The organism is Sinorhizobium chiapasense (assembly GCF_045277575.1).
In the GTDB taxonomy this organism is placed as follows: Bacteria; Pseudomonadota; Alphaproteobacteria; order Rhizobiales; family Rhizobiaceae; genus Ensifer; species Ensifer chiapasense_A.
Genome location: NZ_CP144207.1, coordinates 51,310 through 75,567, shown reverse-complemented (window position 1 = coordinate 75,567; position 24,258 = coordinate 51,310). Strand labels below are relative to the sequence as shown.

Sequence of the window (24,258 nt, the reverse complement as noted above, 5' to 3'; positions counted from 1 at the left end):
CAATTCAAAAGCTCAACTGCACCTTCATCGAACGATTGCGGTCGCCAGCCGTCTCGAAGGCCGTCACAGCCTCGTTCAGCGGGAAGACGCCGGTGAGAAGCGGCTTGAGGTCAATACGTCGCGCATTGATGAGATCAACGGCCAGCCCGAACTCCTCGTGGAAGCGGAACGTGCCGCGCATCTCGATCTCCTTGGCCACCACCAGGTTCTGCGGGATGGCAACATCGCCGCCAAGCCCGAGCTGGACGAGCACCGATCGGGGTTTCAAGACCTCAAGGCCGGAACGCACCGCCTGCGCATTGCCCGAAGCCTCGAACTGCACGTCGAACGTCCCTTTGTTGGCCGCATAGGCTGCGAGATGATCGGGAGCGTTGGCAACATTGATCACCCGGTCGGCGCCGATCGTGAGCGCCTTGTCGAGCACGCCGTCCATGACGTCGGTCGCCACGATCTCGCGCGCGCCGTGAACACGCGCGGCGATGATTGCCAGCGCCCCGATCGGCCCGCAGCCGGTGACGAGCACCCGCTTGCCGGTGAGCGAACCGGCGCGCGCCACGGCGTGAAGCGTCACGGCAAAGGGTTCGGCCATCGCCGCTTCGTTGATCGAGACGCCATCAGCGACCTTGTGGCACTGCCACGCCTCGGCGACCAGGCGCTGTCGGAACGCCCCCTGGATATGCGGCGTCGGCATGGCGCTGCCGTAGAAGCGCATGTTCAGGCAATGGTTCTGCTGGCCGCGCTGGCAATAGTCGCAGGACCCGCAGGGGCGGCTCGGCGACACCGCCACCCGGTCGCCGACGGAGAGACCGGAGACACCATCGCCGAGCGCCTTGATCGTGCCCGCGACCTCGTGGCCGAGGATCATCGGCTCGCGCAGCCGCACCGTGCCGAAGCCGCCATGGTTATAGTAGTGAAGATCCGATCCGCAGATGCCGCCGGCTTCGATCTCAATCTCGACCTGGCCCTTTCCCGGCGCCTCCGGTTCCCGATCCTCGATCCGCAAATCCTTGGCGGCATGAATGACAACGGCTTTCATCTTATCGCCTCAGATGACGGGGGTAATGAGCGCTTCGCCGGCAAAATGCGCAGCGAGGTTGTCCCGCACCAGCTTGCCCATCGCCTTGCGGGTTTCGATCGTGCCTGAAGCGTGATGCGGCTGTAGCAGGACATTGTCGAGCTTCAGGAAGCGCGGATTGAGCTTCGGCTCGCCCTCGAAGACATCGAGCGCCGCCGAACCTAGCGCACCGCTTTCGAGCGCATCGAGCAACGCGTCCTCATCGATGTTGGAGGCGCGCGAGATGTTGATCAGCATGCCCTCGGGACCGAGCGCTTCGATCACCGCTTTCGAGACAATGTGGCGGGTCTCGACGGAAGCCGCGAGCGTGACGAACAGCACATCCGAGCGTTCTGCCAGGGCGACGGGATCGGCGATGAAGGTCAAACCGTCGGCATAGGTTTTTTCCGAGACGTCGCTATAGGCGATGTCCATGTCGAAGCCCTTGAGGCGCTTGGCGACCTCGAAGCCGATGCGGCCGAGACCGAGCACGCCGGCCTTCTGCCCCCAGACCCGCCGCTTCAGTGGATAGAGGCCCTTGGCTGCCCAGCTGCCGTCCTTGACCCAGCGCTCGGCGCCGATCATGCCGCGCGACTGGCAGAGCATCATAGCGACGCCGAGATCGGCGACGTCGTTGGTCAAGACATCGGGGGTGTTGGTGACGCGAATGCCGCGCTCGCGGCAGGCGGCGAGATCGACGGCGTCATAACCGACACCATAGACGGAGACGATCTTGACCTGCGGCAGCCTGCCGATCAGATCCGCCGATGCGCCAAGTTCGCCTCGGGTGGCGATCGCTCGGATTTTCGGGCCGTGTGCTCTCAGGAAAGCGTCACGATCCTCGGCCTCGTAGATCTTGTGGACGGCGTAACCCTCCTCGAGCTCCGCCAGGTCCCACTCCGGATAGGGCCCCATCAGCAGGATGTCCGGTTTCGTCATCAGTTTCCTCCCGTGGTTTGTTCGCTGGCCGCGCGATCGGCGCGGATCGCCAGCGTGTTCATCGCCAGCGCAACGATGCGCTCCAGCGACTGGTCGATTTCGATGGTAACGACGTCCGCCTCCCCCGAAGGCAGTTCGAGGGTGGCAAGTTGGCTGTCGAGCAGCGACAGCGGCATGTAATGGCCCTTGCGCTCTCCCAGCCGCGCCGCCAGCAGCGCCCGCGTTCCCTGCAGGAAGACGAAGGTGATCGGCTGCCAGGCAACGTCCCTCAAGCGCTCGCGATAGGCGCGCTTCAAGGCCGAGCACGACACGACGGTGGCAATCGGGCTCGCCAGCCGGCTACCGATCTCGTCCAGCCAGGGCCAGCGGTCCGCATCGGTAAGCGGGATGCCGCTGCGCATCTTCTCGACATTGGCGGCCGAATGCAGGCTGTCGCCCTCGATGAAACGCGCACCGAGATAGCTGGCGAGCCGTTCGCCAACCGCCGACTTGCCGCAGCCGGATACGCCCATGACGACGACCGGGCCGAAGCCGCGGCAGACTTCAGAGGCTGGTGGTGATGCCGCCATCGACATAGAGCGTGTGTCCGTTGACAAAGGAGGAGGCCTTGCTTGCCAGGAAGACCGCGGCACCCACCAGCTCTTCGACCTCGCCCCAGCGGGCCGCCGGCGTACGCTTTTCCAGCCAGGAGGAGAACTCCGCGCTGTCGACCAGCGCCTGGTTCAGCGGTGTCTTGAAGTAACCGGGGGCGATCGCATTCACCTGTAAGCCATACTTTGCCCAGTCGGTGCACATGCCGCGCGTCAGGTTCTTCACCGCACCCTTGGTCGCCGTGTAAGGCGCGATCGACGGGCGCGCGAGTTCGCTCTGCACCGAGGCGATGTTGATGATCTTGCCGGCGCCGCGGCCGATCATGTGGCGCGCCACCGCCTGGCCGACATAAAAGACACTGGAGACATTGGTCTTCAGCAGCTGCTCCCAGCGTTCGGCTGGAAAATCCTCAAGCGGCGCGCGAAACTGCATGCCGGCATTGTTGACGAGGATGTCGATGGCGCCGACATCCCGTTCGATCTGATCGACGCCGCCCTTGACCGCTTCTGCGTCCGTGACGTCGAAATCCGCGACATCGACCAGGTGGCCGGCATCCCGCAAGGCGGCAGCCGCCGCCTCCAGCTTCGAACGGTCGCGGCCGTTCAAGACAAGTGCAGCACCATGCTCGGCCAGACCACGCGCCAGCGCGAAACCGATGCCCTGCGATGAGCCCGTCACCAGGGCCCGACGGCCCTTCAGGTCGAAAAGTGGGAATGACAAACCTGTTCTCCTTAACCGCCGGACGCCTCGCGCGAGATGCGCCCGGACCTTGCTCAGCCTTCGACTACGAGCCCTTTTGCCTTCAGCACCGGCTCGAGCTTGCTGACTTCGATGACCGATTTTCCTGCCTTGTATGCGGCAATGTACTCGGCTTCGGCATCTTCGCGCGCCTGCGACAGCCTCGCGACCTCGAAAGCCTCCTCCCGCCTCACCACGACCAGGCCATCAGCGTCGCCGACAATGATGTCGCCGGGATGGACAAGCTCTCCGCCGATGATGATCGGGTCGTTGGTGGCGGTCAGGGTTTCCTTGACCGTGCCCTTGATGCAGACGCTGAGCGAGAACACCGGAAATCCGAGCTCGCGCAATTGCAGCGTGTCGCGCACGCCGCTGTCCGTCACGAGGCCGCCAATGCCCTTCGCAAGGCAGGCATTGGCAAGTACGTCGCCGAACGATCCAGCCTCTTCGTATTCACCGGCCGAAACGACGATGATGTCGCCCGGCTGAGCGTAGTTTATTGCAAGCTGCAGCATGATGTTGTCGCGTGGCGCGCAACGGACCGTGAAGGCCGGCCCGCAAAGCTTCATGCGGTAGTCGACAGGTTTGATGCGGGAGGACAATGCCCCCCGGCGTCCCTGCGCCTCATGGATCGTTGCCGGCGAAAACTTGGCGACCGCTTCCACTTCGGCGGCACTCGGACGAATGGGCATTTTCTTGATATGCGTCATGATTTTTCCCACGGGTGGTCGCGGCGGGCGCGACGCCCGCCGTTTGCGTTGTTCAAAACATTCGGAAAACGAGGGTCGCTTACGCGAGACCCGGCCCCATCAGGGGATCGGGTCGAATTTCAGTTCGGACAGCGGTGCAACCTTGTCGGTGCGCGCCATCTTGTATTCGGTGTTCGGGCCAAGCCATTTGTCCCAGATCTGGTTGATCTCGCCGCTATCATCGAGCTTGTGCAGCACTTCGTTGATCTTGGCTGTCAATGCCGGCTGATCCTTTGCCATGCCGACGCCGATAGGCTGGAACAGCATGGGCTCAGCGATCATGCGCATTTCCTTGCCGCGGGTCTTCGATTCGTTGACCAGCTTCGTGGTCGTCATCGTGTTGGCGACCATGCCGCGCGCCTTGCCCTGCTGCACGGCGAGGTAGGCTGATGCGGTGTCCTGGAAGGTGAGCGGCTCGGACTTGTTGAGCTTGATCGACATTTCCGAGGTCGAGCCCTTGGTGGAGGCCAGTCGCTGGCCAACATAGTCGGCCTTTGCCTTGCCAGCATCATCCGCCGGCACGATCAACATTTCCTTGGCCAGATAATAGGGGTCGCTGAACTGGATCTGTTCGGCACGGCTCTGGGTGTAAGCGAGGTTGGCGACGGTGATGTCAACGCGCCCAAGCTTCACCTCCGGCACGCGGGCTTCGACCGAAACCGGCTTGATCTCGGCTTTCACGCCGAGTTCGCGGGCAATCGCGCCGCAAAGATCGACGTCGAACCCGACCATTTCGCGCGTCTTGGCGTCCGGAGCAGCGAAGGGCGGCACGTCTGCGAAGGTCGCGCACCGCAGCGTCTTGTTCGCGATGATGTCTTCGAGCTGGTCGGCCTTGGCCGGACCTGCGAGCGCCGCTGCCGCAACGGTCATTCCGAGGATAAGATGGCTGCACTTCATTGCTGTTCTCCTTCGTTTGTTGGTTCTGCTGTTCTAGTGGCGCAGGTCAGCGAGAAACCGCTGCGCACGCGGGTGCCTGGGGTTCTTGAAGAACTCCTCAGGTGTTGCGGTCTCGATGATCTGGCCCGCATCGATGAACCAGATGCGGTCAGCGACATCACGGGCGAAGCCCATTTCGTGCGTGACGCACATCATGGTCATGCCTTCGGCGGCCAGGGATTTCATGACGTTCAACACTTCACCGACCATTTCCGGGTCGAGCGCGCTGGTCGGTTCATCGAACAACATGACGGGCGGCTCCATGGCGAGCGCACGGGCAATTGCTACCCGCTGCTGCTGCCCGCCGGACAATTGTACCGGATAGGAATTTGCCTTTTCGCGAAGACCGACGCGGTCGAGGAGCTTCAGCGCTTTCTCGTGCGCTTCGGCCGGCGCCACGCCCTTCACGCGAATGGGAGACATTGCGACATTGTCCACTGCGGAGAGATGGGGGAAGAGGTTGAAGCTCTGGAAGACGAAGCCGATGCGGCTGCGCAGGCGGTTGAGTTCACGGCCGCTCATCTGTGCGTGAATGTCCTGCCCTTCGAAAAAGATCGAGCCGCTGTTGATCTCCTCCAGCCGGTTCACCGTGCGGATCAAGGTCGACTTTCCCGAACCTGACGGGCCGCAGATGACCACTACTTCGCCGCGCGCCACCGTCGCGTCGATGCCTTTCAAGACGTCATAATCGCCATAGCTCTTGCGGACATCGGCGAGCCGGATCGTCTGATCCTTCGTGAAGGTGGATGTTGAAGCGGTCATGGCTGCTCCGTGGCGTTCGGCGTCAGGGAAATCGGCAACTGCCCGCGGCGTTTTGAGGCAATAAGGCCAGCGCGCCGGCGTGTAATGCGCCGCTCGACGACATTGGTGAGCCAGGTGAGCGACCAGCAGATCACGTAGTAGGTCAGCGCCAGGATGAGGAAGACCTGGAAAGGTTGCGTGAGGAGCTGGTTGTTGACTTGGCTGGCGGCGAACGTGAGGTCCGGCACATTGATGACGTAGCCGAGGGTCGTGTCCTTGATGGTCGCCACGAAGGTCGACAGCATGCTCGGGATCATGTTGTAGAGCGCCTGCGGCAGGATCACGTAGCGCATCGCGCCGAAATAGCCGTGGCCGAGCGCGCGGGCTGCGTCCATCTGCCCCTGCCCCAGCGCGAGGATGCCGGCGCGGATGATCTCGCTCAGGAACGCTCCCTGATAGACGACCAGGGTCGTCAGCATGGTGAGGAAGCTCGGCACATCGGCGCCGGTCATGAGCGGCACAAGGAAGTAGCTCCACAACACCAGCATCAAGAGCGGTACGCCGCGGGTCACATAGACGAGCACGGTCACCGGCAAGCGCAGGACCCGGTATTTGGAAAGCCGCGCGAAGGCGAGAAGGATCGCGAACGGGAAGGCGATCGCGATGCTGAGCGCCGAAAGGATCAGCGTATTGGCAAGGCCACCGAGCGGGCCGTTCGGATACTGTCCGATCAGCAGCAGCAGCCAGTATTCGTCGATGATGGCGATCAGGTCGTGGATCATCATCTGGCTCCATTCGCTGGATCAGCACGCCAAGTGAGGTAGGCGCCCGCCGCCATGATCATCAACGAAAAGACGAGATAGAGGACCGTGCCGACCAGATAGATTTCGAAGGTTCTGAAGCTTAGATTCTCGATCTCCTTGACGGCGTGGCTGAGCTCCGGAGCGCCGATCACGATGGCAAGACTGCTGTTCTTGAAGAGCGAGACGCTGTGATTGACGAGGGCCGGCAACGCGTTGCGCACGCCCTGCGGGATCAGCACGAAGCGCATGGCGGAGAGATAGCCATGCCCCAAGGCACGAGCCGCCTCCATCTGGCCAGGATTGACCGAGCGCAGGCCGGAGCGCAGATCCTCGCTGAAATAGGCCGCTTGGCAAAGGCCGAGCCCGACGATCGCGAAGATCATTTCCGCCGAATGCGCCGAAAGCCAGTCAGCCAGCCCGGAGGGCAGGATCGTGTAGATGCCGAAATACCAGAGCATGAGCTGCACGAGCGTCGGTACATTCCGGTGATAGGAAACGTAAGCTGCGACCGCCGCATTGCCGATGCGGCCGGGAGAAAACCGGATCGCGAGCAGGATGATCGCAAGCGTCATCGCCATGGTCCACGAGCACACGGCGATGATGAAGGTCATCTCGATGCCATGCAGCAGCATGGCCACGTATTCCGGGTTCCCGAGGATCGCGGCGAGTTCAAAGCCCTTCACGACCGTGGTTCCTTCGTCTGTGGCTTGGCCGTTTGCAGACCGCCCATGACCTGAAGCGTCGGCGTGATTTCCATGTGCCCGATGTTGACCGCAACGGGTGCGGCGATCGCAAAGGCAATCGCATCGGCGATGTCGCTCGCCTGCGGCAGTTCAAAACCGTCGATGAAGCGCTCACGGATGGAAGGATCGTTGCCGTGAACATGATTGAAGATGTCGGTCGCAACCCGGCCCGGGCAGATCTCGGTTACGCGCACGCGTTTGCCGAAGGTATCGATGCGCAGCTGGTTGGAGAGCATGCTGACGCCGGCTTTGGTCGCGTGATAGGTCGAGTTACCACCGAAATTGTAGTTGCCGGCAATCGAGGAGATGTTGATGACATGGCCGCGGTCGCGCGCCGCCATGCCAGGCACGATCAGCCGGCAGAGATGGAGGACGGCGCGCAGGTTGACGTCGACGAGAAGATCGATGTCGCCATCCTCCGCCTCGAGAAATTTCTTGGGCCGGTCGACACCGGCATTGTTCACCAGAATGTCGAATTCGACTTCGCCGGCAAGCTTTGCCAGAGCGGCGCGGTCCGTTACGTCAATCGCGTGGGAAATGCAGCCCGTGCGCTCGGCAAGTGCCTTCAACGCATCGGCGCTACGGGCAACCGCATGCACTTCGAGGCCCTCGCGGCGCAGCCGCTCGACGACCGCAGCACCGATCCCGGAGGATGCACCGGTCACGAGTGCGGTTCTGTAATCGGAAAAGGACATTTTGGTTCCCCTGTTGTTGAAAGAGAGAGTAGCGAAGGTTTTCAGGTCTGAATAAGACCGTTTGAATCTGGATGGATAACGAAGGCTTATGACTTGCGGCGAACCCACCGGCCTGTAACATTTGCGCCGAACAGGCAGGCAGGGCATATGGATACCAGGCGTCTTAAATCCTTCATCGTCATCGTCGACACCGGGAGCATCACACGTGCGGCCGACGTTCTTCACATCGCGCAGCCGGCCCTCAGTCAGCAACTTGCCGCGCTGGAGGACCATTTCGGCCAGAAGCTTCTGATCCGCAGCCAGCAGGGGGTCTCGATGACGGAGGCCGGCAAGGCTGTCTATCGTCACGCCCAGATCGTCCTGCGGCAAATGGACCAGGCACAGGCAGACGTGAAGGCAGCCGGCGCCACCCTAGTCGGGCGCGTCTCGGTCGGCCTCGTACCATTTTCGAGTGCTGCTACGCTCTCCGTCGACCTGTTGACGGAGACGCGCAAGCGGCACCCAGGCATCCTGCTGCATCTGACCGAAAGCGTCGGCCAGACCTACAGCCAGATGATCATGAACGGCCGGCTGGAAATGGCGCTGATCCATGGTACCGGACCAATCAAGGGCGTCCGCTTCGAACCGGTCTTCGTCGAAGAGTTTCACCTCGTGGCACATCGCGATTTCGGCATCGAACCGGGTGACGCGCCGCTACCGTTGAGTGCGCTCAACGATGTTCCGCTGCTCCTCCCGCCACCATACAATTTCGTGCGCCGGGCGATCGACCTTGCTTTCACGCGCGCCCGCCTGTCGCTCAATGTCGTGGCCGAGGTCGAAATCGTTCGCACACTCGGGCGCGCCGTCTCAAGTGGCGTCGGCGCGACCATCATGCCACGCGCGATCGCGGAACGAATCGTTGCAGAATCCTCCGAACCTCTGGTTTCACGCATGGTGGCGCCGAAGATTGAGGAGACCCTATCGCTCTGCGTTTCCGATCAGAGCGAACTATCAGAGCCAGCACTGGCGGTGAGGTCGATCCTCATGGAACTCACCGCCCGTCTCAAAGACTGAGTACTCACCGAAGACCGGCGCAGAATTCGGCGATGCGACCGCAGGCCTCGTCGAGTTGCTCCATGCTGGTCGCGTAGGAAATGCGGAAGAACGGGCTCATGCCGTAGGCCGCGCCCTGCACGGTCGTCACGTGATGTTCGTCGAGCAGCGCCAACACGAAATCCGTATCGTTCTCGATCCTGCGGCCCTTCTTGCTGGTCCGGCCGATGAGTTCAGCAATATTCGGGAAAACGTAGAATGCGCCTTCCGGCTTATGGCAGCGGATGCCTTCGATTGCACTGAGCCGCTCAACCACGAAGTCGCGCCGCTTCCTGTAGATCGCCGCCCGTTCCTTGAGGATGTCCTGCGGCCCGTCCAGCACGGCGGCAACAGCGGCTTGGGTGATCGTCGACGTGCCGCCGCTGTTCTGGCCGTTGACGTTGCTGATCGCCTTGATCAGGCCCTCCGGGCCACCGCAGAAACCAAGACGCCAACCAGTCATCGCATAGGCCTTCGATGCGCCGTTGACCGTCAGCACGCGATCCTTAAGACGTGGTTCGACTTCGGCAATCGTGCAGAATTCGAAGTCGTCGTAGATCAGGTGCTCGTACATGTCGTCGGTCATGATCCAGACATTGGGGTGCCTGAGCATCACATCGGCAATCGCTTTCATCTCGGCCCGCGAGCAGGCAGCACCCGTCGGGTTGTTTGGGAAATTCAGAAACAGCCACTTGGTGCGCGGCGTGATCGCGGCTTCGAGGTCTTCGGCCCTGAGTTTGAATCCGTTCTGTTGCGGGCAATTGACGGGAACCGGTACCGCGCCGGCGAATTTGACGATATCCGCATAGCTGATCCACGAGGGCGAAGGGATGACAACCTCGTCACCGGGATTGCAGGTGGCAAGGACAGCGTTGAAGATGATCTGCTTCCCGCCGCCGGCCACGACGATCTCGGAGGGATCGTAGTCGAGGTTATTGTCCCGTTTGAACTTCCGGGCAACGGCCTGCCTGAGTGCCAGTGTTCCATCGAGCGGCGGGTACTTCGTGTCGCCGGCAAGCGCCGCGGCATGGGCCGCCTCGACGGCGTTGACGGGCGTCGGAAAATCCGGCTCGCCAGAGGAGAGGCTGATAACCTTGACGCCGTTTGCCGCAAGGTCGCGGGCACGCTGGGTCATTGTGGCGGAAGCGGAAACGGAAACATTCTTCAGGCGGTCGGCAATAGCGGGCATAATCGTTGCTTTCGATAGGGGCGGAGAAGGCTTTGCGGTGTGCGGGGGTCAAGTGAGGAGCTTGGAGACGGGCGTCACCTCGCCGCCAGCTGTCTCGATTTCGCTGCGGACGACACGGGCAAGCTCGAGCGAGCCCGGCGTATCGCTATGCACGAGGATGGAACGAGCCCGCATGGGGATCACGGTCCCGTCGATGGCGGTTACGGTCCCATCTATCAGAAACTGCCGCACCCTTGAGCGGACCAAGGCCTCGTCCTTGACGAGGGCACCAGGGTTTCCACGCGGCACGAGCTTGCCTTCGGCATCATAGGCGCGGTCCGCAAGGAAGAGGGTCAGCGTCTTCAGCCCAGCGTCGAGCGCCGCGCGTTCAATGATGCTGCCGGACGTACCGAAGACGATCAGTTCGGGATCGATGACACGGATCGCCGCCATCATCGCAGCCGCCAGGTCGGGATCACGATTGACCATGTTGCCCATTGCCGCGTGAAAACTGACATGGGAGACCCGCACATCTTCCACGCGGGCGATCGCAATCAGCGCGCCCAGTTGATAGAGCATCTGCTGGCGCAGTTCATCAGGGCCGAAGGGCAGTTCGCGGCGGCCAAAACCCTGACGGTCAGGCAAGCCCGGATGCGCACCGACGTCAACTCCCCTTGCCCGTGCGAGTCGCACCATCCGGGCCATCGTCTCTGGGTCGCCGGCATGAAAGCCGCAGGCGACGTTGGCGGAAGTCACGACATCCATCATCGCTTCGTCATCGCAGAGCGAATAGGGTCCGAAGCCCTCGCCCATGTCGGAATTGAGATCCACCTTCATCAATGTCCTCCTAAGCCATGGCGGCGAGCGCCTTGCTGACGAGGCGCGCGGTGTTTCTGATGTCTTCGACATAGGCGGCGAGCGCCTTCTCGATGGCCCGAGCCTCGGCGTGCGTCGCCGGCAAGAAACGCAGCGTCGAACCAATGCGAGCCTGTCCCATCCGCCAGAGATCCGCCTCGATGACGCCGGCGATCTTCGGATAACCTCCGGCCGTGTTGGCATCGCTCATCTGGACGATCGGTTCGCCTGCAGGTGGCACCTGGATGACACCGGGCACGACGCCATGCGAACGCATCTCCACCACTTCCACCGGATGGATCGGATCTCCGCTGAGGCGGTACCCCGTGCGGTCGCTGCGCGCCGAGATCTTCCACGGTTGGCGCCAGAACCGATCCGCGTCGGACCCGAAGAGATCATGTTCGCCGGCCGGCAGTGCGCGAATGAGAAGCGCCCCATCTTCGTCGACAGGAAACACATCCTTCAAAGCAACCGTTGGCGGGACAACGCCGAAGCCGCCCTTCGGCAGGACTGCAGGTTCGCCTGGACCGGTCGCGATGTCGTCGCCGACGGCAAGGGTTCGGCCGGAAAGCCCACCGAAGTTTCCGCGCAACGACGTGCTGCGCGATCCCATCACCTGAGCCACATCGACCCCGCCAGTCAGGCTCACATAGGCCCGTGCATCGCGAAGCGGCGGGAAGAGCTCCAGCACCTGACCGGCCTCAGCTTGCACAGCCCACCAGGGTGGCAGGGCGACGCCATCGAGCTTCGCCCCGCAATCAGCACCCGTGACAGCGAATGCGCCGCCTTTCACAAAACGTAGCCGGAAAGGGAAAGTCTGTACCTCGATGACGGCGGCACCCTGCGGATTGCCGAGGAGAATGTTGCCGACCTCCATAGCCAGGGAGTCCATCGCTCCTGAGGCCGTGACTCCGATGTTGCGATAACCCGGCCGCCCCAAATCCTGGACGGTGTTCAGCGGACCTGTTTCGACGATCTCGATCACAGCTCGATCCTTTCGGGGCGGAAGCGCACGATATCGCCGGGCGCCATCAGAGCGGGTGTTGCGGCCAAGGGATCGAACATCTGAAGTTCGGCAAAGCCGATCGAATTCCATCCATTCGGGCCGGTCAGCACAGCCACACCGGTCTGCATGCCGCCGATCGTTACGCAGCCCCGCGCCATCTTGAGCGAGGGCACGGTCTTTCGCGGCATGTGAATGCGTGGATCAAGCCCGTGCAGGTACCCGAAGCCCGGCGCACTGCCGAGGGCGAAGACGCGATAGATGCCTTCGTGGTGAATGCGCACGACTTCCCGATCGCTCAGGCCGCTGAGGTCACAAAGCGCCGGAAGATCGGTGGCATGTTCGCCGCCATAGATGACGGAGACATCAATTTGCCGACCGGCAAGATCGATGCCCTGCGCGCGCTGCCATTCGTCCTGCAGTTGTTGGACGACCACTTCCGGATCGTCTGGGGTCTCCTTCAAGATCATCAGCAGGTTCGTCATACCCGGAACGATCTCGGCGACGTCTTCGTGCGCCTCGAGCGCGCGGGAGAGCGCCCAGATACGCCTCTGGTTTGGCAGGTCGAAGGCGCCGGGTGCCTCGAGCAGAAAGGCACGCGCACCGATGAAGGAAATCTTCGCCAACCCCTCGGTATTCGGGACGATTGAAGTCGGCGTCGGAAATGGCGTCTGTTGCAGGACACTCATTGGGCGTGTTCCATCGTCAAAACGGGATCGCCGTAGCCAATCAGCTCTCCGGCACGGGCATGAACTCCTGCCACGAGAGCGGTTGCCGGCGCGATTACCGGGATGAGGATCGGCCCGACCTCTACAAAACCGGCGATATCGCCCGCCTCAAGCGTACGGTCCTCGCCGGCAAGCGGTCCAGGTCCGAAGCCGCCGGGATGCCGGTCGCGAAACACTCCGGCAAGCGGCGCCTTGACGGCCCGACCTTCAGGGGCCGACGAGGCGGCGTCCTGAGCCTCGTCACGATGCCTCACCGGGCTTGCGTCGGGGGCCATCACAATCTTCAAGGCGTGCCCGTCCTTTGTGCTGATCTCCAACTCGCTCGCGCCGGAAGCGCCAAGCCAGGTGGTGAGAGTGGAGATTAGCGCCGGATCGGAGAAGTCACCGATCCCGGATCTGCCTGACGATCGGTCACGCCTTGACACAGGCTTCCTCCCTCAAACGTTTTTCAAGATGATGAATATCGACACAGCCCTGCATGAAATCCGGATCGGCGAAGATCCTTTCGTGCAGCGGAAGGTTGGTGGCGATGCCCTCGATCCTGGTTTCCGCAAGGGCGACCTGCATGCGCCGGATCGCCTCGTCGCGGGTCGGCGCATGGACGATCAGCTTGGCGATCAGAGAATCATAGTATGGGGAAACCCGGAATCCGGCCGAGACATGGGTATCGACGCGAATGCCCGGTCCGCTCGGAAAACGAACCGCTGAAATGCGGCCCGGGGCAGCCATGAAAGTCGTCGGGTCCTCCGCGTTGATGCGGCATTCGAAGGCGTGTCCTCTCGCCTCGCCGCGAAAGCGGCCCGTGTCGAGCACGTCGCCCTGGGCGGCACGCAACTGTTCATGGACCAGGTCGACGCCGGCTGTCGCCTCCGTCACGGGATGTTCGACCTGCAGCCGGGTGTTCATTTCGATGAAGTAGAACTCCCCGTGCTCGTACAGGAACTCGAAGGTACCAACGCCGCGGTAGCCGATCTGCCGGCAGGCCTCGGCGCAGCGCGCGCCGATCCTCTCCGCGAGCTCCGGCGCGATACCGGGTGCCGGCGCCTCCTCGACGACTTTCTGGTGCCGTCGCTGAACGGAGCAATCGCGATGACCGACCCAGACCGCATTGCCGTGATTGTCGCAAAGTACCTGGAACTCGACATGGCGGGGGTGCTCCAGAAACTTTTCCATGTAGAGTTCAGGTTTGCCGAAGGCCCGGCGCGCCTCCTCACGCGTAATCGCGACCGCATCGGCTATGTCGGCGCCATCGCGCACGACGCGCATGCCCCGCCCCCCGCCACCACCGGCCGCTTTGACGATGACCGGGTAGCCAATGGCCTCGGCAAGAACGCGCACGGCCTCGACATTATCAGGGAGAGGTTCGCCCGGTCCCGGCACACACGGGACGCCGGCAGCGATCATTGCGCGCTTCGCCGCGATCTTGTCGCCCATGGTGCGGATCGCCGAGGCCGAGGGGCCGACGAAAACCAGCCCGGCCTTTTCGACGGCTTCGGCGAAATCAGCATTCTCCGAGAGAAAACCGTAACCCGGATGGATCGCCTCCGCGCCAGTCACACGCGCGGCAAGCAGGATCGCCGCCTGGTTGAGGTAGCTCCTGGCCGGTGATGGCGGCCCGATCGAGAGTGGACCACCTTCGCCCGGTGCTGACACTCCGACCCTGTCCGCCTCGGATGCAACAAGGATCGCGCGAAGGCCGAGTTCCTTGCAGGCCCGTTCGATCCGGACAGCGATTTCTCCGCGATTGGCGATGAGGACGGACTGGAATGAGTGGCCGATTTCCCGGCCGGCCTGGAAAGACGCGTCCATCAGCCGATCTCCACGAGCGGGTCACCGAAGGCGACCTCCTGGCCGTCCTCAAAGAAGATGCGCGTGACGATACCGCCGAACGGAGCCGAGATGGTCGTGAAGACCTTCATCGCCTCCACGATGCAGAGAGCCTGCCCGACTTCTACCGCATCGCCTTCGGCGACGATTGGAGCGGATCCAGGGCTGCTTGACCGATGGACGATGCCTGACGTCGAAGCGCGAACAAGCTGTGTTTGTGGCCGGTTTTCCGACCTAGCCGGCTCGTCCGTCGATAGTGCCTGTATTGCGGTCGCAATTTCCTGGTTGGCTGCAGCGTCACGAACCGGCTTGCGGATGACGACGGTCGTGTCCGCATCGCTGACCACCAACTCAGAGACGCGCGAACGCCCGACAAAATCGAGAAGCGTCTTGATCTTCTGCAGATCCATTGTTTTCCCCATGGAACAAAGATCACCGGGGTGCGGCCCTTAGAGCCGCGATCCGTCCGGTGCATTCGGGGGAATCTTACACAGCATCCCGATTGATGGGGGCAGACAAACTTTGAATAGAGACACCACGGCCAGGTCTAAAAACTGCGGCGATGAACGAATGGAGCGTCCCAGGCAGCGGCCGCGACATCCTACCCGAGCCCTTCGCACCAGGCTTGACCGATTAAAGAGGTGCCGCGCGGGCCTGATGCGACGGGTCCGTCATTCGACTGAGTAAATTGTCCCAGCATTCCAGTCGATACATTATGCGATCTTCGTGGCCCAAAGGGTGAACATCACAGCAACAAGGCTTGCAGGGCTCATGGAAGCACAGTTCTGTCCGACCTGTAAGGCGCGTCCACGCTTAGGACTGCAAACGACAGCATTGCGCCCCCATTGCGGCCATCGCGTAGTTCGAACTCTGATCCGAGAAGCGGCCGCTCTGCAGAGCCGGCAACATCAGCCTTGAAGTCAAGCCGTTGCGAAGGCAGCGAACGGTGAGGCAACTTTCTCCTCGTGGTCGCGCGGCCGTTCCAAATTCTCCGTCCGCGACGTATCATTCGGACGCGCACTGGGCGCGATGCTTAGAATCGCAACCGCCCAAGCGACGACACAGGGGTCGGCTGATGACGAGCACACGAATTTCGCATGGTGCCTGACATGGGCACGACTTCTCGCCCCAGAACCATCGGTGTGCGGCAATTCCTTGATCTTGAGCAGCAGCGCGATTGGATAGCGGGCAAGATCGACTTGCCGGACGCGGGCGACCGCTCAGAGTCCCTGGAACAGCGCTTCAAATATGTCGCTCGATTTGAGAAGCTACTTCGTCGACCGCAAGCGGGGGAAGTGCTGGAGATTCTCGGGCTATACGGTCCAAACTGCATTCCCCTGCTGCGCAAGACCGAGCGTTACTACTGGTCGGTTTCCTGTCTGCCGTCGACCTCGGACAAGCCGCTCGTACGCGTCAATGCGAGCTGGATGGAGCTTTTCACGCTCTATGCTCAAGGCGACGATATCCGCGCCAGATTCATCGTGCATCTTTCGGATTTCACTACAGATCGTTCAGCAACGCCGAGCCGGGTGGACGAACCCTTTCTCGAGCAAAGCGTCGCGATGCCAGAGGACGTCAGTTATTTCTTTCCGCGTGGTGCGGACATTTTCGGCATCAATGTGCGCGGCTCTGTCTCGATCCGCAAACTCCTCGGGAGCCGCCGCGTGGTGCGCGCCATTCGCACGTTCAACCTGACGCACATGAACCGCGGGCGGAACGCCTATCAGGCGAGCCATTGCTACAGCGTGGCGGATTACATGCAGGCAGATTGAGGGGTTCTTTAACGCACGTCATCCTGGTGAACTCACCGTAGCCGGCGCCGGCCGCATCTCGCGAGGTCGAAAAGACAACTGAGGCACACTCGCGCTTGACCAACTCGGCCGAACGCGAGCACTGACCTCGGCCGGTGTGCGCCCTTATTTCGGCGTTCACGTGCCCGCGAGTTTTTCCCAAAGCAGCCGCGCGGCTTACTTCGCTGAATGTCAGCTCAGTGGGAAGCGGGCTAGCAAGTTCCGGGGAGTTACGCCGGGAAGCTGCCCTTCACCTCGTCAATGAGCTCCGACTGCAACGCGCCGCCATCCCGGTCTTTCCAGCGCCTCGTGCTCCTGTCCAAAATCTACCACCTCGGCGTACCTATACCTGCCGGTCCGAAGGACGGGGCTTGGGGCCTTCCCGCCATTCCCGATGACGGCGGCATGCCCGGAGGGGATCTCCAGGCCGGTCGTAGCTAAGCGGTGACTGAGTTGCAACTCTGTTCAGGGGCATTTTGCTGTGCTAGGCTAAACCCTTCAATTAATTCACAATCGCATGGACAATGAATGGATAACATAAAAAATCCGATCTTGTACTCAGCCATGACTCAAGTCGCTTACAGTATAAACGTAAAGTACTATGGCGGCCTTCATTACATGTGGTGCACCCCTTATTTTGGGGCGGATTATAAGTCTCCACACTTTACCGTACCGCCCAGTTCTTCTCCGCTAGAAATATACAGCACGCTTGAAAATGAGGTTATTGGAGGCGATCTTCACGGCGACAAGATAAATCTCAACCGAATGGGGATTCGAAAGGGTGCTGACCATATGCTCGCCGAAAGGCGGATAACAGCAGAAGAGCATTCTGACATCCACGCTATCAGTAAGCTTTCACCACTGTCGGCATTTCGTCCACTTCTCTGCGTCATACCTCGTGTCGAAGCGGTCAAGTACTATAGAAAGGTTCCCGTGGCTGACATGGCGAACCCTCTATCCTACGAATACATAGTCGCCGACCTTCCCCAGTCAGCATTCGATCTGATAAGGATTTCTCGATGACATCACTAACTGACGTGCTCGCCGGAGTAACCGACGCCAACGCGCGAGCTGCGCTTTACTATGTTGGACGATATGTCAAACAGGCGCGAAACTTCCGCACTCGTAACAAGGACGTTTTTGATGACGAGCGCCGCAGCGCTCCAAGCACCGTCGTGAAGTCCTTGGCCCAAGGTTTAATCGCTGCGATTGAGGAACGCGAAGGTGTTCGTGCAGAGGAGTTCGCGCTCGACCGCATGCTGACAATACTTCGCGAAATTGCCGCCCTTGAAAGAGAATTGGGCCCCGATGTCTCTAATGAGGAGGCAAAGCGCGCAGCACGGTTCTTCATAGAATTCGATTTGCCATCACCGAAAACCTGACGGCCAGCGGATTGGGCGTAAAGGTCAATGTCTACGGCCTGCTTCGACCTTCGCTTCTCAAATAGGGGCTTCAAACTTTAATGAAAGAGATTCGGCGTGTTTTGGTCTGAGCGCTCGACGGGAAACGCGCGACAAGTTTCGTGAGTAGTTTCATACGGGTCTACAGCCGCCGGAATAGCTGACCACCTGCACCGAGGATTAAAATTGACGGGTGAACGGCGGTTTTCCCAGTTGGGCGCCTTTAACCGGACAAGCAGGAAACGGCCCCAATTGAGACGCTAGGATTCATACCGACCAAGAATCCGTTCTTCCCGCTTCCCGGGCGTTCAGATCAAAGGCAGCAACGCGAACTCTCCATCCGCCTGAGACGACTGGAAGCCGACAACATGCCGCTCAGTCCGGATGTCTCCGATCCTTCGCCATGAAGGGATATGAACCAACCACCCCGCCCCAATAGAGGTGTCTCGCCCTCAAATTTATCAGTCTTCTCAACCGCTTGACACCCTAGCTGAGTCCGTGGTCTACGGATTTTCAAAGTTCGCGACATTATCAAAAAACGCTTCAACTTTCGCCTTGTTAAAAGGCTTTCCTTCAAACCAGTGGTGCTTGAAGCTTTTCATCAGTTGCTTACACCCGATCTTGTCGTACTGCTTGATCCCACGTGGAAACTCCATATTGAGGGTGGATCGACGCACTTCGGTGCTTGAACCATGATGCGGCCCTTGGTCTGATTCAATCAGGTCGAAACGCGCATATTTGCCACCGTGGGATAGTGTTGGACGCAATGCGTGCCCGCCAACGCTGACGGTAATTTTATAGACCTTGCTCGACGCGCCAGCTTCCCTGCCTGTGTCGCAAGCGCCCCTTTAAATGCACCTTCGTCTAGTGCCCAAAAGAACCAGTCGGGATCCGCGACCAAAACCTGCGGAAGCGTTTTGCCTTTGTCTCTCCACTTACCAAAGTTGACCTCCCCCCACATTTTCAAACTCCTCCCCGCCAGAAACATAATCTCGTTCAGGACATATGTCGCGGAGGCTATCGATAGCCAAGATTGCGAGAATCTGTCCTCCTCCTGAAATGCCCATCCCAAACTGCGACTTCACGTTGCATCGCCATATTGTCAGATTTTCTTTCAGATATGTTGACTTTGTCAGATTTCGGGATGATGTTGTGAACATTGGAGGCGACGATGACTGATGGCCCTTTCCGAAATTCAGCACTGAGCACTAGATGGAAGCACTACGGGCAGGACCTCGTCAGCGATGCTGTCTCCGAGGACGAACGCGTCAAGCAGGCCTGCCACAGCGTTCTTGGCGACATTAAGCTATTCGATCGGCTTTACGGTGAGCTCGACGCTCGCGCCTCGCGTGAGCAAATGGATCTCGATTGCGTCGCCGCTACAGAAGCGATCTTTGACAACAATGAAAGATCGACGCTTGGCGACGCGTTGGAGCGGAACCTTCTCTGCAATCTGAGGGAAGGGATGCCTGAGCGGAAGTCACTCGATTTGGCTCTCGAGCAAGCTGTCGGTGACATCCTCGCGAATGCCAAGAACCGCATAGACGAAGAATGTATTCGAGCGCGCGATGTCGGCGATATGAGCCGTTCGGACTTTTCAAAAGGCTTACAGCGAAACCGAGAAACCTTCGCTGCCATAGATGTCGGTAGCGTTTGTGCGGCGCTCGAGAACGGCGACAAAAACGCTTTCCGCCGAACCGCGCGCAAGGATGTGAATGATGGACCAGATGACTGAAACGGGCTCGGACTTCTATGAGGAAAAGCACCTAATCACCATTGAGAAAGGTCAGCGGGCCGTGGATACCACGTCGCACAATCTGGTGTCTGCCGAGATTGGAAAACATATCAGGTTCGTCCCTGATATTCTCGACACGTTCGATGTGAAGGGCTTTGCCGCAAAGCACTACGACTTGATGGTGGTGCAGGCCGCCATCGAATTTGCCGATCGTCGTTGGAAGCGGCCAACGTCGTGGTTGCGTAAACTGCACATTACTGTCCCTGTCATCGACTACGATTCCTGGTCCAGGTCCGAAGTTCAAACGACGCTCCGCAGCGCAATGAACTTTCTTACCGGCGACAGTTGGAGATTCACCTTTGTGAAAGCCACCGATCGCTCGCCGATCGGATCGCGGCAGCTACCGCTCGTCTTTGATCAAACCAAGACCTTTGCAATCGCCTACAGCAACGGATTGGATTCACGTGCAGTCTCGGCGCTCAGCGGCGCCCCTGCGGAAGCGTTGTGTATTCGCGTTGCCGGGACCAAACAGCGCAGGATGGATGGTGACAGCTACTTCACGCAAATCCCCTTCAGGGTTAGGGGCTTTAAGGGCAAGGAGAGCAGCTTCCGATCACGCGGATTTCGGTTTGCGGCTATCGCGACGATCGCCTCGCACCTGTCGAACATCACCAGGATTGTCGTTCCCGAGAGTGGCCAAGGCGCGCTCGGACCGGTGCTCGTGCCGCTTTACAATATCTATACCGACTACCGAAATTTCCCGACGTTCTTCAGAAAGATGGAGCGATTCACGCGCGCCCTTCTGGGGACCAATATCAGGTTCGAGCAACCACGGCTTTGGTCCACGAAAGGAGAGACCATGACGGCGTTCCTCGGCTTGCCCGGAAAAAAGAAAGAGTACCTCGTCCAAACTCGCTCCTGCTGGCAAACGCGCAGAATCGTTAATGCTGAGCGCCGCCGGCAATGCGGGCTCTGCGCGGCCTGCCTTCTGCGCCGGATGAGCCTTTACGCAGCGGAAGTCGTTGAGCCCAATGATACCTATGTCATCGCGGATCTCGCCGCCGTAGAGATTGACGCAGCCCTCTCGAAAATCGCCGCAGATGCCGATCGCGATATCATGATCGAGTACGGGAGTGTTGGGGCGCGCCATCTTCAACATCTTGCTGAGATGGGTGAGCTGCCCGACACAGCATTGCGCCCTTTTGCCTCTCAGATTGCGGCGGCGACTGGAGAGGCTTATGAGCAGACCCTTCGAAACTTGAGATTGATGTTAATGACGCATGCCAAAGAATGGCGGGCATTTTTGTCCGCGCAAGGTGACGGAAGCTTCCTGAGAAGTTGGCTGGACGGAGGTCGCCATGACCGCTTTAAATGAGCTAAGTGCGCAGGAAATCGGCCGACGGCTCCGGATCGCTCGCGAGAATGCCGACGTTCGCCAAGACGACGCCGCACAATTCATTGGCGTCTCCCGTCCGACTCTCGTTTCGATCGAGAAGGGTGCTCGACGCGTACGGATCCAGGAGATCCAAACTCTGGCCCGCCACTATGGCGTATCGGTCAACGCGCTACTGCGTCGCGAAGCTGTTCATACGGATTTGGTGCCACGGTTTCGAAAGCTAAGGGAGACGGAAGACGAACATACGATCGAGGCCGTCCGGCTCCTCAATGACCTGATCAAGGCCGATGTCGAACTGGAGAATATTCTCGGGATCCAACGCCGGTTTAACTATCCGCCTGAGCGAGGGCTTAACGAGGGCGACGCAGCAATGCTGGGCGAAGCTCATGCAAAGGAGCTTCGAGAGTGGCTAGGGCTAGGGTCGGGTCCTATCACCGATATTTTCTCCGTCATTGAGCACGGATTAGGAATTCGCCTCTACCAGCGGCGGCTGTCCTCGCGTTCACGGGTCGCAGGTCTCTTCACCTATGACGATAACGTCGGGGCGTGCATTCTACTTAACGCTAACCATCCGCTCGCTCGACGAGTTCAGACCGCCGCGCACGAAACCGGCCACTTCTACGGGACGCGACGCATGCCGGAGGTCCTGGAGGAAGACGAGAAGTTTCTCTCGCGAGACGAGCGTTATGCAAATTCTTTCGGCCGCGCCTTCGTGGCGCCGGCAGATAGTTTTGGCGAACGCTTCCGCCAGCTCAAGGAGATCACTGGCAAAACCACGCGTAGACTCGTCATCCTGCTCGCCGACCAGTACGGCATCTCCCGCCAGGCCTGCGTTCTTCGCTTGGAAGAGCTGGGGCTTGTGAAAAAGGGAACTTGGTCGTGGTTCGAAAACAACGGCGGCATCACGGACGACCACGCACGAGAAGTGCTTGGCAGCGCAGCCGATCGGCGCGATGCCGGCAAGGCGGATGCAGATCGGCTGATCTCACACCGGATGAGCCTGATGGCCCACGCGGCATGGAAGCGCGAGCTGATGTCAGAGGGCCAGCTTTCGGAACTGCTGAAGATCAGCAGGCTTCAGCTGCGAGAGATCGTCGATCAGATTGAGCTTGAGGAAAAAGAGACGGATGACCTACTCAAGCATTCTAAGTGAGACGACCGCCGCATTGACCCTCGATACAAGCGTGTTGATCAATCTGCACGCATGCCGGCGTGGCGTCGAGATTCTCGCTGCGATACCCAATCGAATTTTCGTCTCGCACATCGTCGCCCGAGAACTCAATCACGAGACAAGCCGCCGAAACGGCGAGGAGGCATTTCTGCAAGCACTGGCGGCGGCTGGAAACATCACCGTAGTCGATCTTTCGGAGGAGGAGTTCGAAATGTTCTTTGAGCTCACTTCCGCGGCGTCCTCTCTTGATGACGGTGAAGCCGCGACGATCGCTATTTCCAAGGGGCGAGGCCTTATCCCGGTAATCGACGAGCGGCGAGGCCGCAGGCGAGCTAAGGAAATTATCGGGATCGAACCAGCATGGTCGCTCGACTTGCTGTCTCACCCGAATACGACGGCCAGCTTGGGGGCTGACTTTTCCGTGGAGGCCCTCTTTTTGGCGTTGCGTGACGGGCGTATGCGTATTCCCCCAGAGAGCGCGTCGGAAGTCGTCGGTGTAATTGGCGATGATCGTGCCAGACATTGCACTTGTCTACCGGGATACCGGCATCTATTCGGCGAAAAAAGCGAGCAGCACCGGGAAAGATTGGATCCGATGCTTTTCTAAGTCGCACGACAAACAGACAGCCCCATAGAACTAACAACCTACTGGTCACGGAGCTGCTGCGGCAGAAGTCTGGTCTTAAACGCGAGCCATTTCCGTTTCGACTGCCTCGCGAATAAACCTCTTCAAATCATCTGCATTGCGGACTTTCCGATCGTCATAATAGATCCGATGGATGTTGAAGGACGCGGCGCTTGCCACAACGGGAGAAATGGACGCGATGTCCAAGATCTGTCCGCCAACACTGACATTTATCTGCTGAGGATCGCCACCTACGACACCCATCGGCTTGTAAATAGGGCGATTGTAGGTGTCATAGTAGCAGCCGTCGCTCCAAATTGACGTTTCCTTCTGGAGTCGTGCCGCAACAGCCTTGCATATCGCCTCGATCCGCTCGACGCGACCTTTCGCGGTGAGCTCGACGTTGCCCGGCCTCAAGGCGAGGACTTCATCGGCGACCTTCCAGATATCGATCATCGGAAGGATTCGGCGATCAGAAAGTCGCGTCGCGATATCGCTGATTGAAGCGTCACTTGCCTCTCGAAATTGGTGGAGCGATCCCCAAAACAGTGTGTCGTCCAGCAGACGCGCTTGGTCGAGATTGCTTGGGTCGCGGAAAAATCGAACGAATGGGTGAGTCTCCGAAAGGCCGGTAGCAGGCACATTCCCTGCCGCAATCAGCTCAAAAACCCTGCTTAGAAGCAGGGCGAACATGAATTCGAGCCCCCGGGTCTTCTTGTGCAAGTATATGGTGGGATAGAGCTGGAAGAGCGTCACTGTGAACTGTTCAAGTGAGATGTACGCCTTGCTGTCGACATAAAGGAAACGCGCATCGGCGTTTTCACCCACCTTCAGATTTCGCAGCAGCCAATCCAGGTCGATGCCGCCGGACGACACGCCAGCGAAGTAGGCGTCGCGCTTGGCATAGTCGAGCCTGTCTGCATCCAGCTGACTGGAAACGACAGATGTGTAGATGCAGCTTTTGTCCGCTTTTTTGATGATGTCGCGGACCATGGCGGGAAATTCCGTGCCACCAAAATTGATCAGTGCCTTGGCGATCGTAGAGTCGACAATAATTTTCTGGGTGACCTTTTCGTGGTCTACGGCGTCTTCGAGGCTTTCTCGTTTCGCCTCATCGAGCTTATTGCGTGCAAGGAAGAACTCCATTGCTTTCTCGAAGGCGTGGCTGAACATCCCATGGCCCACGTCATGGAGCAGCGCAGCGGCGAGGCATGCTTCGGCTTTTGGCGACCAATGCCCTCTTGATCCTTCGGGCTCGACGATCGTCAGCATTCGCTTGGCGATCTTGTATACGCCGAGAGAATGGGCGAAGCGGGAATGGGCGGCGGAAGGGAAGACGTAGTCGGAAAAACCGAGTTGCTTCACGCGGCGCAGGCGCTGAAAAAATGGATCGGAAAGCAGTTTCTTGAGGTCGTTCTCACGCGGCCCGTTGAATTCAATGAATCCGTGAATCGGATCCTTGATGACCTTATTCAAAAGCTCCTGCATTTTCCCCACCAA

Annotated in this window: 26 protein-coding genes; 7 read left to right on the top strand and 19 right to left on the bottom strand. The window is 59.9% G+C overall.

What is annotated here, in order from left to right; genetic code table 11:
- Positions 1–4: 4 nt before the first annotated feature.
- From QM996_RS31525 to QM996_RS31480, 10 genes are all read right to left on the bottom strand, one after another.
- Complete coding sequence (locus QM996_RS31525) at positions 5–1,036, bottom strand: L-idonate 5-dehydrogenase (protein WP_334142022.1); 1,032 nt, start codon at positions 1,034–1,036, stop codon at positions 5–7.
- Between the two features lie 9 nt (positions 1,037–1,045).
- The gene (locus QM996_RS31520; RefSeq protein WP_334142020.1) at positions 1,046–1,993 is read right to left on the bottom strand and encodes a 2-hydroxyacid dehydrogenase; all 948 of its coding nucleotides are present in this window, start codon (positions 1,991–1,993) and stop codon (positions 1,046–1,048) included.
- A complete protein-coding gene (locus QM996_RS31515) occupies positions 1,993–2,568 on the bottom strand; it encodes a gluconokinase (RefSeq protein ID WP_334142018.1) in 576 nt (191 codons plus the stop codon). The genes QM996_RS31520 and QM996_RS31515 overlap by 1 nt, the downstream gene beginning before the upstream one ends.
- On the bottom strand, positions 2,537–3,304 hold the full coding sequence (locus tag QM996_RS31510) for an SDR family oxidoreductase (RefSeq protein WP_334142016.1): 768 nt from the start codon (positions 3,302–3,304) through the stop codon (positions 2,537–2,539). Before QM996_RS31510 ends, QM996_RS31515 begins: the two co-directional genes overlap by 32 nt.
- A gap of 53 nt (positions 3,305–3,357) precedes the next feature.
- Positions 3,358–4,032, bottom strand: coding sequence for a 4-carboxy-4-hydroxy-2-oxoadipate aldolase/oxaloacetate decarboxylase (locus tag QM996_RS31505; protein ID WP_334142014.1), 675 nt, complete (start codon positions 4,030–4,032; stop codon positions 3,358–3,360).
- A gap of 99 nt (positions 4,033–4,131) precedes the next feature.
- On the bottom strand, positions 4,132–4,968 hold the full coding sequence (locus tag QM996_RS31500) for an ABC transporter substrate-binding protein (protein ID WP_334142012.1): 837 nt from the start codon (positions 4,966–4,968) through the stop codon (positions 4,132–4,134).
- Between the two features lie 33 nt (positions 4,969–5,001).
- On the bottom strand, positions 5,002–5,769 hold the full coding sequence (locus QM996_RS31495; protein WP_334142010.1) for an amino acid ABC transporter ATP-binding protein: 768 nt from the start codon (positions 5,767–5,769) through the stop codon (positions 5,002–5,004).
- On the bottom strand, positions 5,766–6,530 hold the full coding sequence (locus QM996_RS31490) for an amino acid ABC transporter permease (RefSeq protein WP_334142264.1): 765 nt from the start codon (positions 6,528–6,530) through the stop codon (positions 5,766–5,768). The genes QM996_RS31495 and QM996_RS31490 overlap by 4 nt, the downstream gene beginning before the upstream one ends.
- Complete coding sequence (locus tag QM996_RS31485; RefSeq protein ID WP_334142008.1) at positions 6,530–7,234, bottom strand: amino acid ABC transporter permease; 705 nt, start codon at positions 7,232–7,234, stop codon at positions 6,530–6,532. The genes QM996_RS31490 and QM996_RS31485 overlap by 1 nt, the downstream gene beginning before the upstream one ends.
- Entirely contained in the window at positions 7,231–7,989 is a 759-nt protein-coding gene (locus QM996_RS31480; protein ID WP_225179225.1) for an SDR family oxidoreductase, read from the bottom strand. The genes QM996_RS31485 and QM996_RS31480 overlap by 4 nt, the downstream gene beginning before the upstream one ends.
- 147 nt (positions 7,990–8,136) lie before the next feature.
- On the opposite strand from QM996_RS31480, the gene nac reads away from it, so the two are divergent.
- Positions 8,137–9,042, top strand: a complete 906-nt coding sequence (gene nac, locus QM996_RS31475) for a nitrogen assimilation transcriptional regulator NAC (protein ID WP_334142005.1) — start codon at positions 8,137–8,139, stop codon at positions 9,040–9,042.
- A 4-nt stretch (positions 9,043–9,046) separates the two neighbouring features.
- On the opposite strand, the gene QM996_RS31470 is transcribed toward nac, so the two are convergent.
- The 7 genes from QM996_RS31470 to QM996_RS31440 all read right to left on the bottom strand — a co-directional run bounded on the left by QM996_RS31470 (position 9,047) and on the right by QM996_RS31440 (position 15,051).
- On the bottom strand, positions 9,047–10,249 hold the full coding sequence (locus QM996_RS31470) for a pyridoxal phosphate-dependent aminotransferase (protein WP_334142003.1): 1,203 nt from the start codon (positions 10,247–10,249) through the stop codon (positions 9,047–9,049).
- Positions 10,250–10,297: 48 nt separating this feature from the next.
- Positions 10,298–11,065: a LamB/YcsF family protein gene (locus QM996_RS31465; protein ID WP_334142001.1), complete on the bottom strand. Its 768-nt coding sequence runs from the start codon at positions 11,063–11,065 to the stop codon at positions 10,298–10,300.
- A 10-nt stretch (positions 11,066–11,075) separates the two neighbouring features.
- Positions 11,076–12,068, bottom strand: a complete 993-nt coding sequence (locus QM996_RS31460; protein WP_334141999.1) for a 5-oxoprolinase subunit C family protein — start codon at positions 12,066–12,068, stop codon at positions 11,076–11,078.
- Positions 12,065–12,775 carry a 5-oxoprolinase subunit PxpB gene (gene pxpB / locus QM996_RS31455; protein WP_334141997.1) on the bottom strand — a complete coding sequence of 237 codons (711 nt, stop codon included), beginning with the start codon at positions 12,773–12,775 and terminating at the stop codon, positions 12,065–12,067. Before pxpB ends, QM996_RS31460 begins: the two co-directional genes overlap by 4 nt.
- Complete coding sequence (locus tag QM996_RS31450; protein ID WP_334141995.1) at positions 12,772–13,089, bottom strand: hypothetical protein; 318 nt, start codon at positions 13,087–13,089, stop codon at positions 12,772–12,774. Before QM996_RS31450 ends, pxpB begins: the two co-directional genes overlap by 4 nt.
- 136 nt (positions 13,090–13,225) lie before the next feature.
- Positions 13,226–14,623, bottom strand: coding sequence for an acetyl-CoA carboxylase biotin carboxylase subunit (locus tag QM996_RS31445; protein ID WP_334141994.1), 1,398 nt, complete (start codon positions 14,621–14,623; stop codon positions 13,226–13,228).
- Positions 14,623–15,051 carry an acetyl-CoA carboxylase biotin carboxyl carrier protein gene (locus QM996_RS31440; protein ID WP_334141992.1) on the bottom strand — a complete coding sequence of 143 codons (429 nt, stop codon included), beginning with the start codon at positions 15,049–15,051 and terminating at the stop codon, positions 14,623–14,625. Before QM996_RS31440 ends, QM996_RS31445 begins: the two co-directional genes overlap by 1 nt.
- 687 nt (positions 15,052–15,738) lie before the next feature.
- Between QM996_RS31440 and QM996_RS31435 the strand changes: the two genes are divergently transcribed.
- Both QM996_RS31435 and QM996_RS31430 read left to right on the top strand, forming a co-directional pair.
- Entirely contained in the window at positions 15,739–16,413 is a 675-nt protein-coding gene (locus QM996_RS31435) for a hypothetical protein (protein ID WP_334141990.1), read from the top strand.
- Positions 16,414–17,450: 1,037 nt separating this feature from the next.
- Entirely contained in the window at positions 17,451–17,813 is a 363-nt protein-coding gene (locus tag QM996_RS31430) for a hypothetical protein (protein ID WP_334141986.1), read from the top strand.
- Positions 17,814–18,334: 521 nt separating this feature from the next.
- Here QM996_RS31430 and QM996_RS31425 read toward each other — a convergent pair.
- Entirely contained in the window at positions 18,335–18,598 is a 264-nt protein-coding gene (locus QM996_RS31425) for a hypothetical protein (protein ID WP_334141984.1), read from the bottom strand.
- 404 nt (positions 18,599–19,002) lie between these two features.
- Between QM996_RS31425 and QM996_RS31420 the strand changes: the two genes are divergently transcribed.
- Genes QM996_RS31420 through QM996_RS31405 form a run of 4 tightly spaced genes read left to right on the top strand, consistent with a single transcriptional unit; the run spans position 19,003 to position 22,740 of the window.
- Positions 19,003–19,566 (top strand): hypothetical protein, encoded by a 564-nt coding sequence (locus QM996_RS31420; protein WP_334141982.1) that lies wholly within the window; start codon positions 19,003–19,005, stop codon positions 19,564–19,566.
- Positions 19,547–20,941 (top strand): 7-cyano-7-deazaguanine synthase, encoded by a 1,395-nt coding sequence (locus QM996_RS31415; RefSeq protein ID WP_500270557.1) that lies wholly within the window; start codon positions 19,547–19,549, stop codon positions 20,939–20,941. The genes QM996_RS31420 and QM996_RS31415 overlap by 20 nt, the downstream gene beginning before the upstream one ends.
- Positions 20,925–22,115: a helix-turn-helix domain-containing protein gene (locus tag QM996_RS31410; protein ID WP_334141978.1), complete on the top strand. Its 1,191-nt coding sequence runs from the start codon at positions 20,925–20,927 to the stop codon at positions 22,113–22,115. Before QM996_RS31415 ends, QM996_RS31410 begins: the two co-directional genes overlap by 17 nt.
- Positions 22,090–22,740 carry a PIN domain-containing protein gene (locus tag QM996_RS31405; RefSeq protein WP_334141977.1) on the top strand — a complete coding sequence of 217 codons (651 nt, stop codon included), beginning with the start codon at positions 22,090–22,092 and terminating at the stop codon, positions 22,738–22,740. Before QM996_RS31410 ends, QM996_RS31405 begins: the two co-directional genes overlap by 26 nt.
- Before the next feature lie 75 nt (positions 22,741–22,815).
- Here the strand turns inward: QM996_RS31405 and QM996_RS31400 are convergent, their stop codons facing one another.
- Positions 22,816–24,246, bottom strand: coding sequence for an HD domain-containing protein (locus QM996_RS31400; RefSeq protein WP_334141975.1), 1,431 nt, complete (start codon positions 24,244–24,246; stop codon positions 22,816–22,818).
- Between the last annotated feature and the right edge of the window lie 12 nt (positions 24,247–24,258).

Excerpts from the sequence above, each read along its gene's own strand:
- QM996_RS31480 (WP_225179225.1), bottom strand. The coding sequence starts at position 7,989 with ATGTCCTTTTCCGATTACAGAACCGCACTCGTGACCGGTGCATCCTCC.
- QM996_RS31405 (WP_334141977.1), top strand. The coding sequence starts at position 22,090 with ATGACCTACTCAAGCATTCTAAGTGAGACGACCGCCGCATTGACCCTC.
- QM996_RS31420 (WP_334141982.1), top strand. The coding sequence starts at position 19,003 with ATGACTGATGGCCCTTTCCGAAATTCAGCACTGAGCACTAGATGGAAG.
- QM996_RS31515 (WP_334142018.1), bottom strand. The coding sequence starts at position 2,568 with ATGTCGATGGCGGCATCACCACCAGCCTCTGAAGTCTGCCGCGGCTTC.
- nac (WP_334142005.1), top strand. The coding sequence starts at position 8,137 with ATGGATACCAGGCGTCTTAAATCCTTCATCGTCATCGTCGACACCGGG.
- pxpB (WP_334141997.1), bottom strand. The coding sequence starts at position 12,775 with ATGAGTGTCCTGCAACAGACGCCATTTCCGACGCCGACTTCAATCGTC.
- QM996_RS31415 (WP_500270557.1), top strand. The coding sequence starts at position 19,547 with ATGATGGACCAGATGACTGAAACGGGCTCGGACTTCTATGAGGAAAAG.
- QM996_RS31470 (WP_334142003.1), bottom strand. The coding sequence starts at position 10,249 with ATGCCCGCTATTGCCGACCGCCTGAAGAATGTTTCCGTTTCCGCTTCC.
- QM996_RS31445 (WP_334141994.1), bottom strand. The coding sequence starts at position 14,623 with ATGGACGCGTCTTTCCAGGCCGGCCGGGAAATCGGCCACTCATTCCAG.
- QM996_RS31430 (WP_334141986.1), top strand. The coding sequence starts at position 17,451 with ATGACATCACTAACTGACGTGCTCGCCGGAGTAACCGACGCCAACGCG.
- QM996_RS31525 (WP_334142022.1), bottom strand. The coding sequence starts at position 1,036 with ATGAAAGCCGTTGTCATTCATGCCGCCAAGGATTTGCGGATCGAGGAT.
- QM996_RS31500 (WP_334142012.1), bottom strand. The coding sequence starts at position 4,968 with ATGAAGTGCAGCCATCTTATCCTCGGAATGACCGTTGCGGCAGCGGCG.
- QM996_RS31440 (WP_334141992.1), bottom strand. The coding sequence starts at position 15,051 with ATGGATCTGCAGAAGATCAAGACGCTTCTCGATTTTGTCGGGCGTTCG.
- QM996_RS31450 (WP_334141995.1), bottom strand. The coding sequence starts at position 13,089 with ATGGCCCCCGACGCAAGCCCGGTGAGGCATCGTGACGAGGCTCAGGAC.
- QM996_RS31435 (WP_334141990.1), top strand. The coding sequence starts at position 15,739 with ATGGTGCCTGACATGGGCACGACTTCTCGCCCCAGAACCATCGGTGTG.
- QM996_RS31465 (WP_334142001.1), bottom strand. The coding sequence starts at position 11,065 with ATGAAGGTGGATCTCAATTCCGACATGGGCGAGGGCTTCGGACCCTAT.
- QM996_RS31520 (WP_334142020.1), bottom strand. The coding sequence starts at position 1,993 with ATGACGAAACCGGACATCCTGCTGATGGGGCCCTATCCGGAGTGGGAC.
- QM996_RS31490 (WP_334142264.1), bottom strand. The coding sequence starts at position 6,530 with ATGATCCACGACCTGATCGCCATCATCGACGAATACTGGCTGCTGCTG.
- QM996_RS31410 (WP_334141978.1), top strand. The coding sequence starts at position 20,925 with ATGACCGCTTTAAATGAGCTAAGTGCGCAGGAAATCGGCCGACGGCTC.
- QM996_RS31505 (WP_334142014.1), bottom strand. The coding sequence starts at position 4,032 with ATGACGCATATCAAGAAAATGCCCATTCGTCCGAGTGCCGCCGAAGTG.
- QM996_RS31495 (WP_334142010.1), bottom strand. The coding sequence starts at position 5,769 with ATGACCGCTTCAACATCCACCTTCACGAAGGATCAGACGATCCGGCTC.
- QM996_RS31400 (WP_334141975.1), bottom strand. The coding sequence starts at position 24,246 with ATGCAGGAGCTTTTGAATAAGGTCATCAAGGATCCGATTCACGGATTC.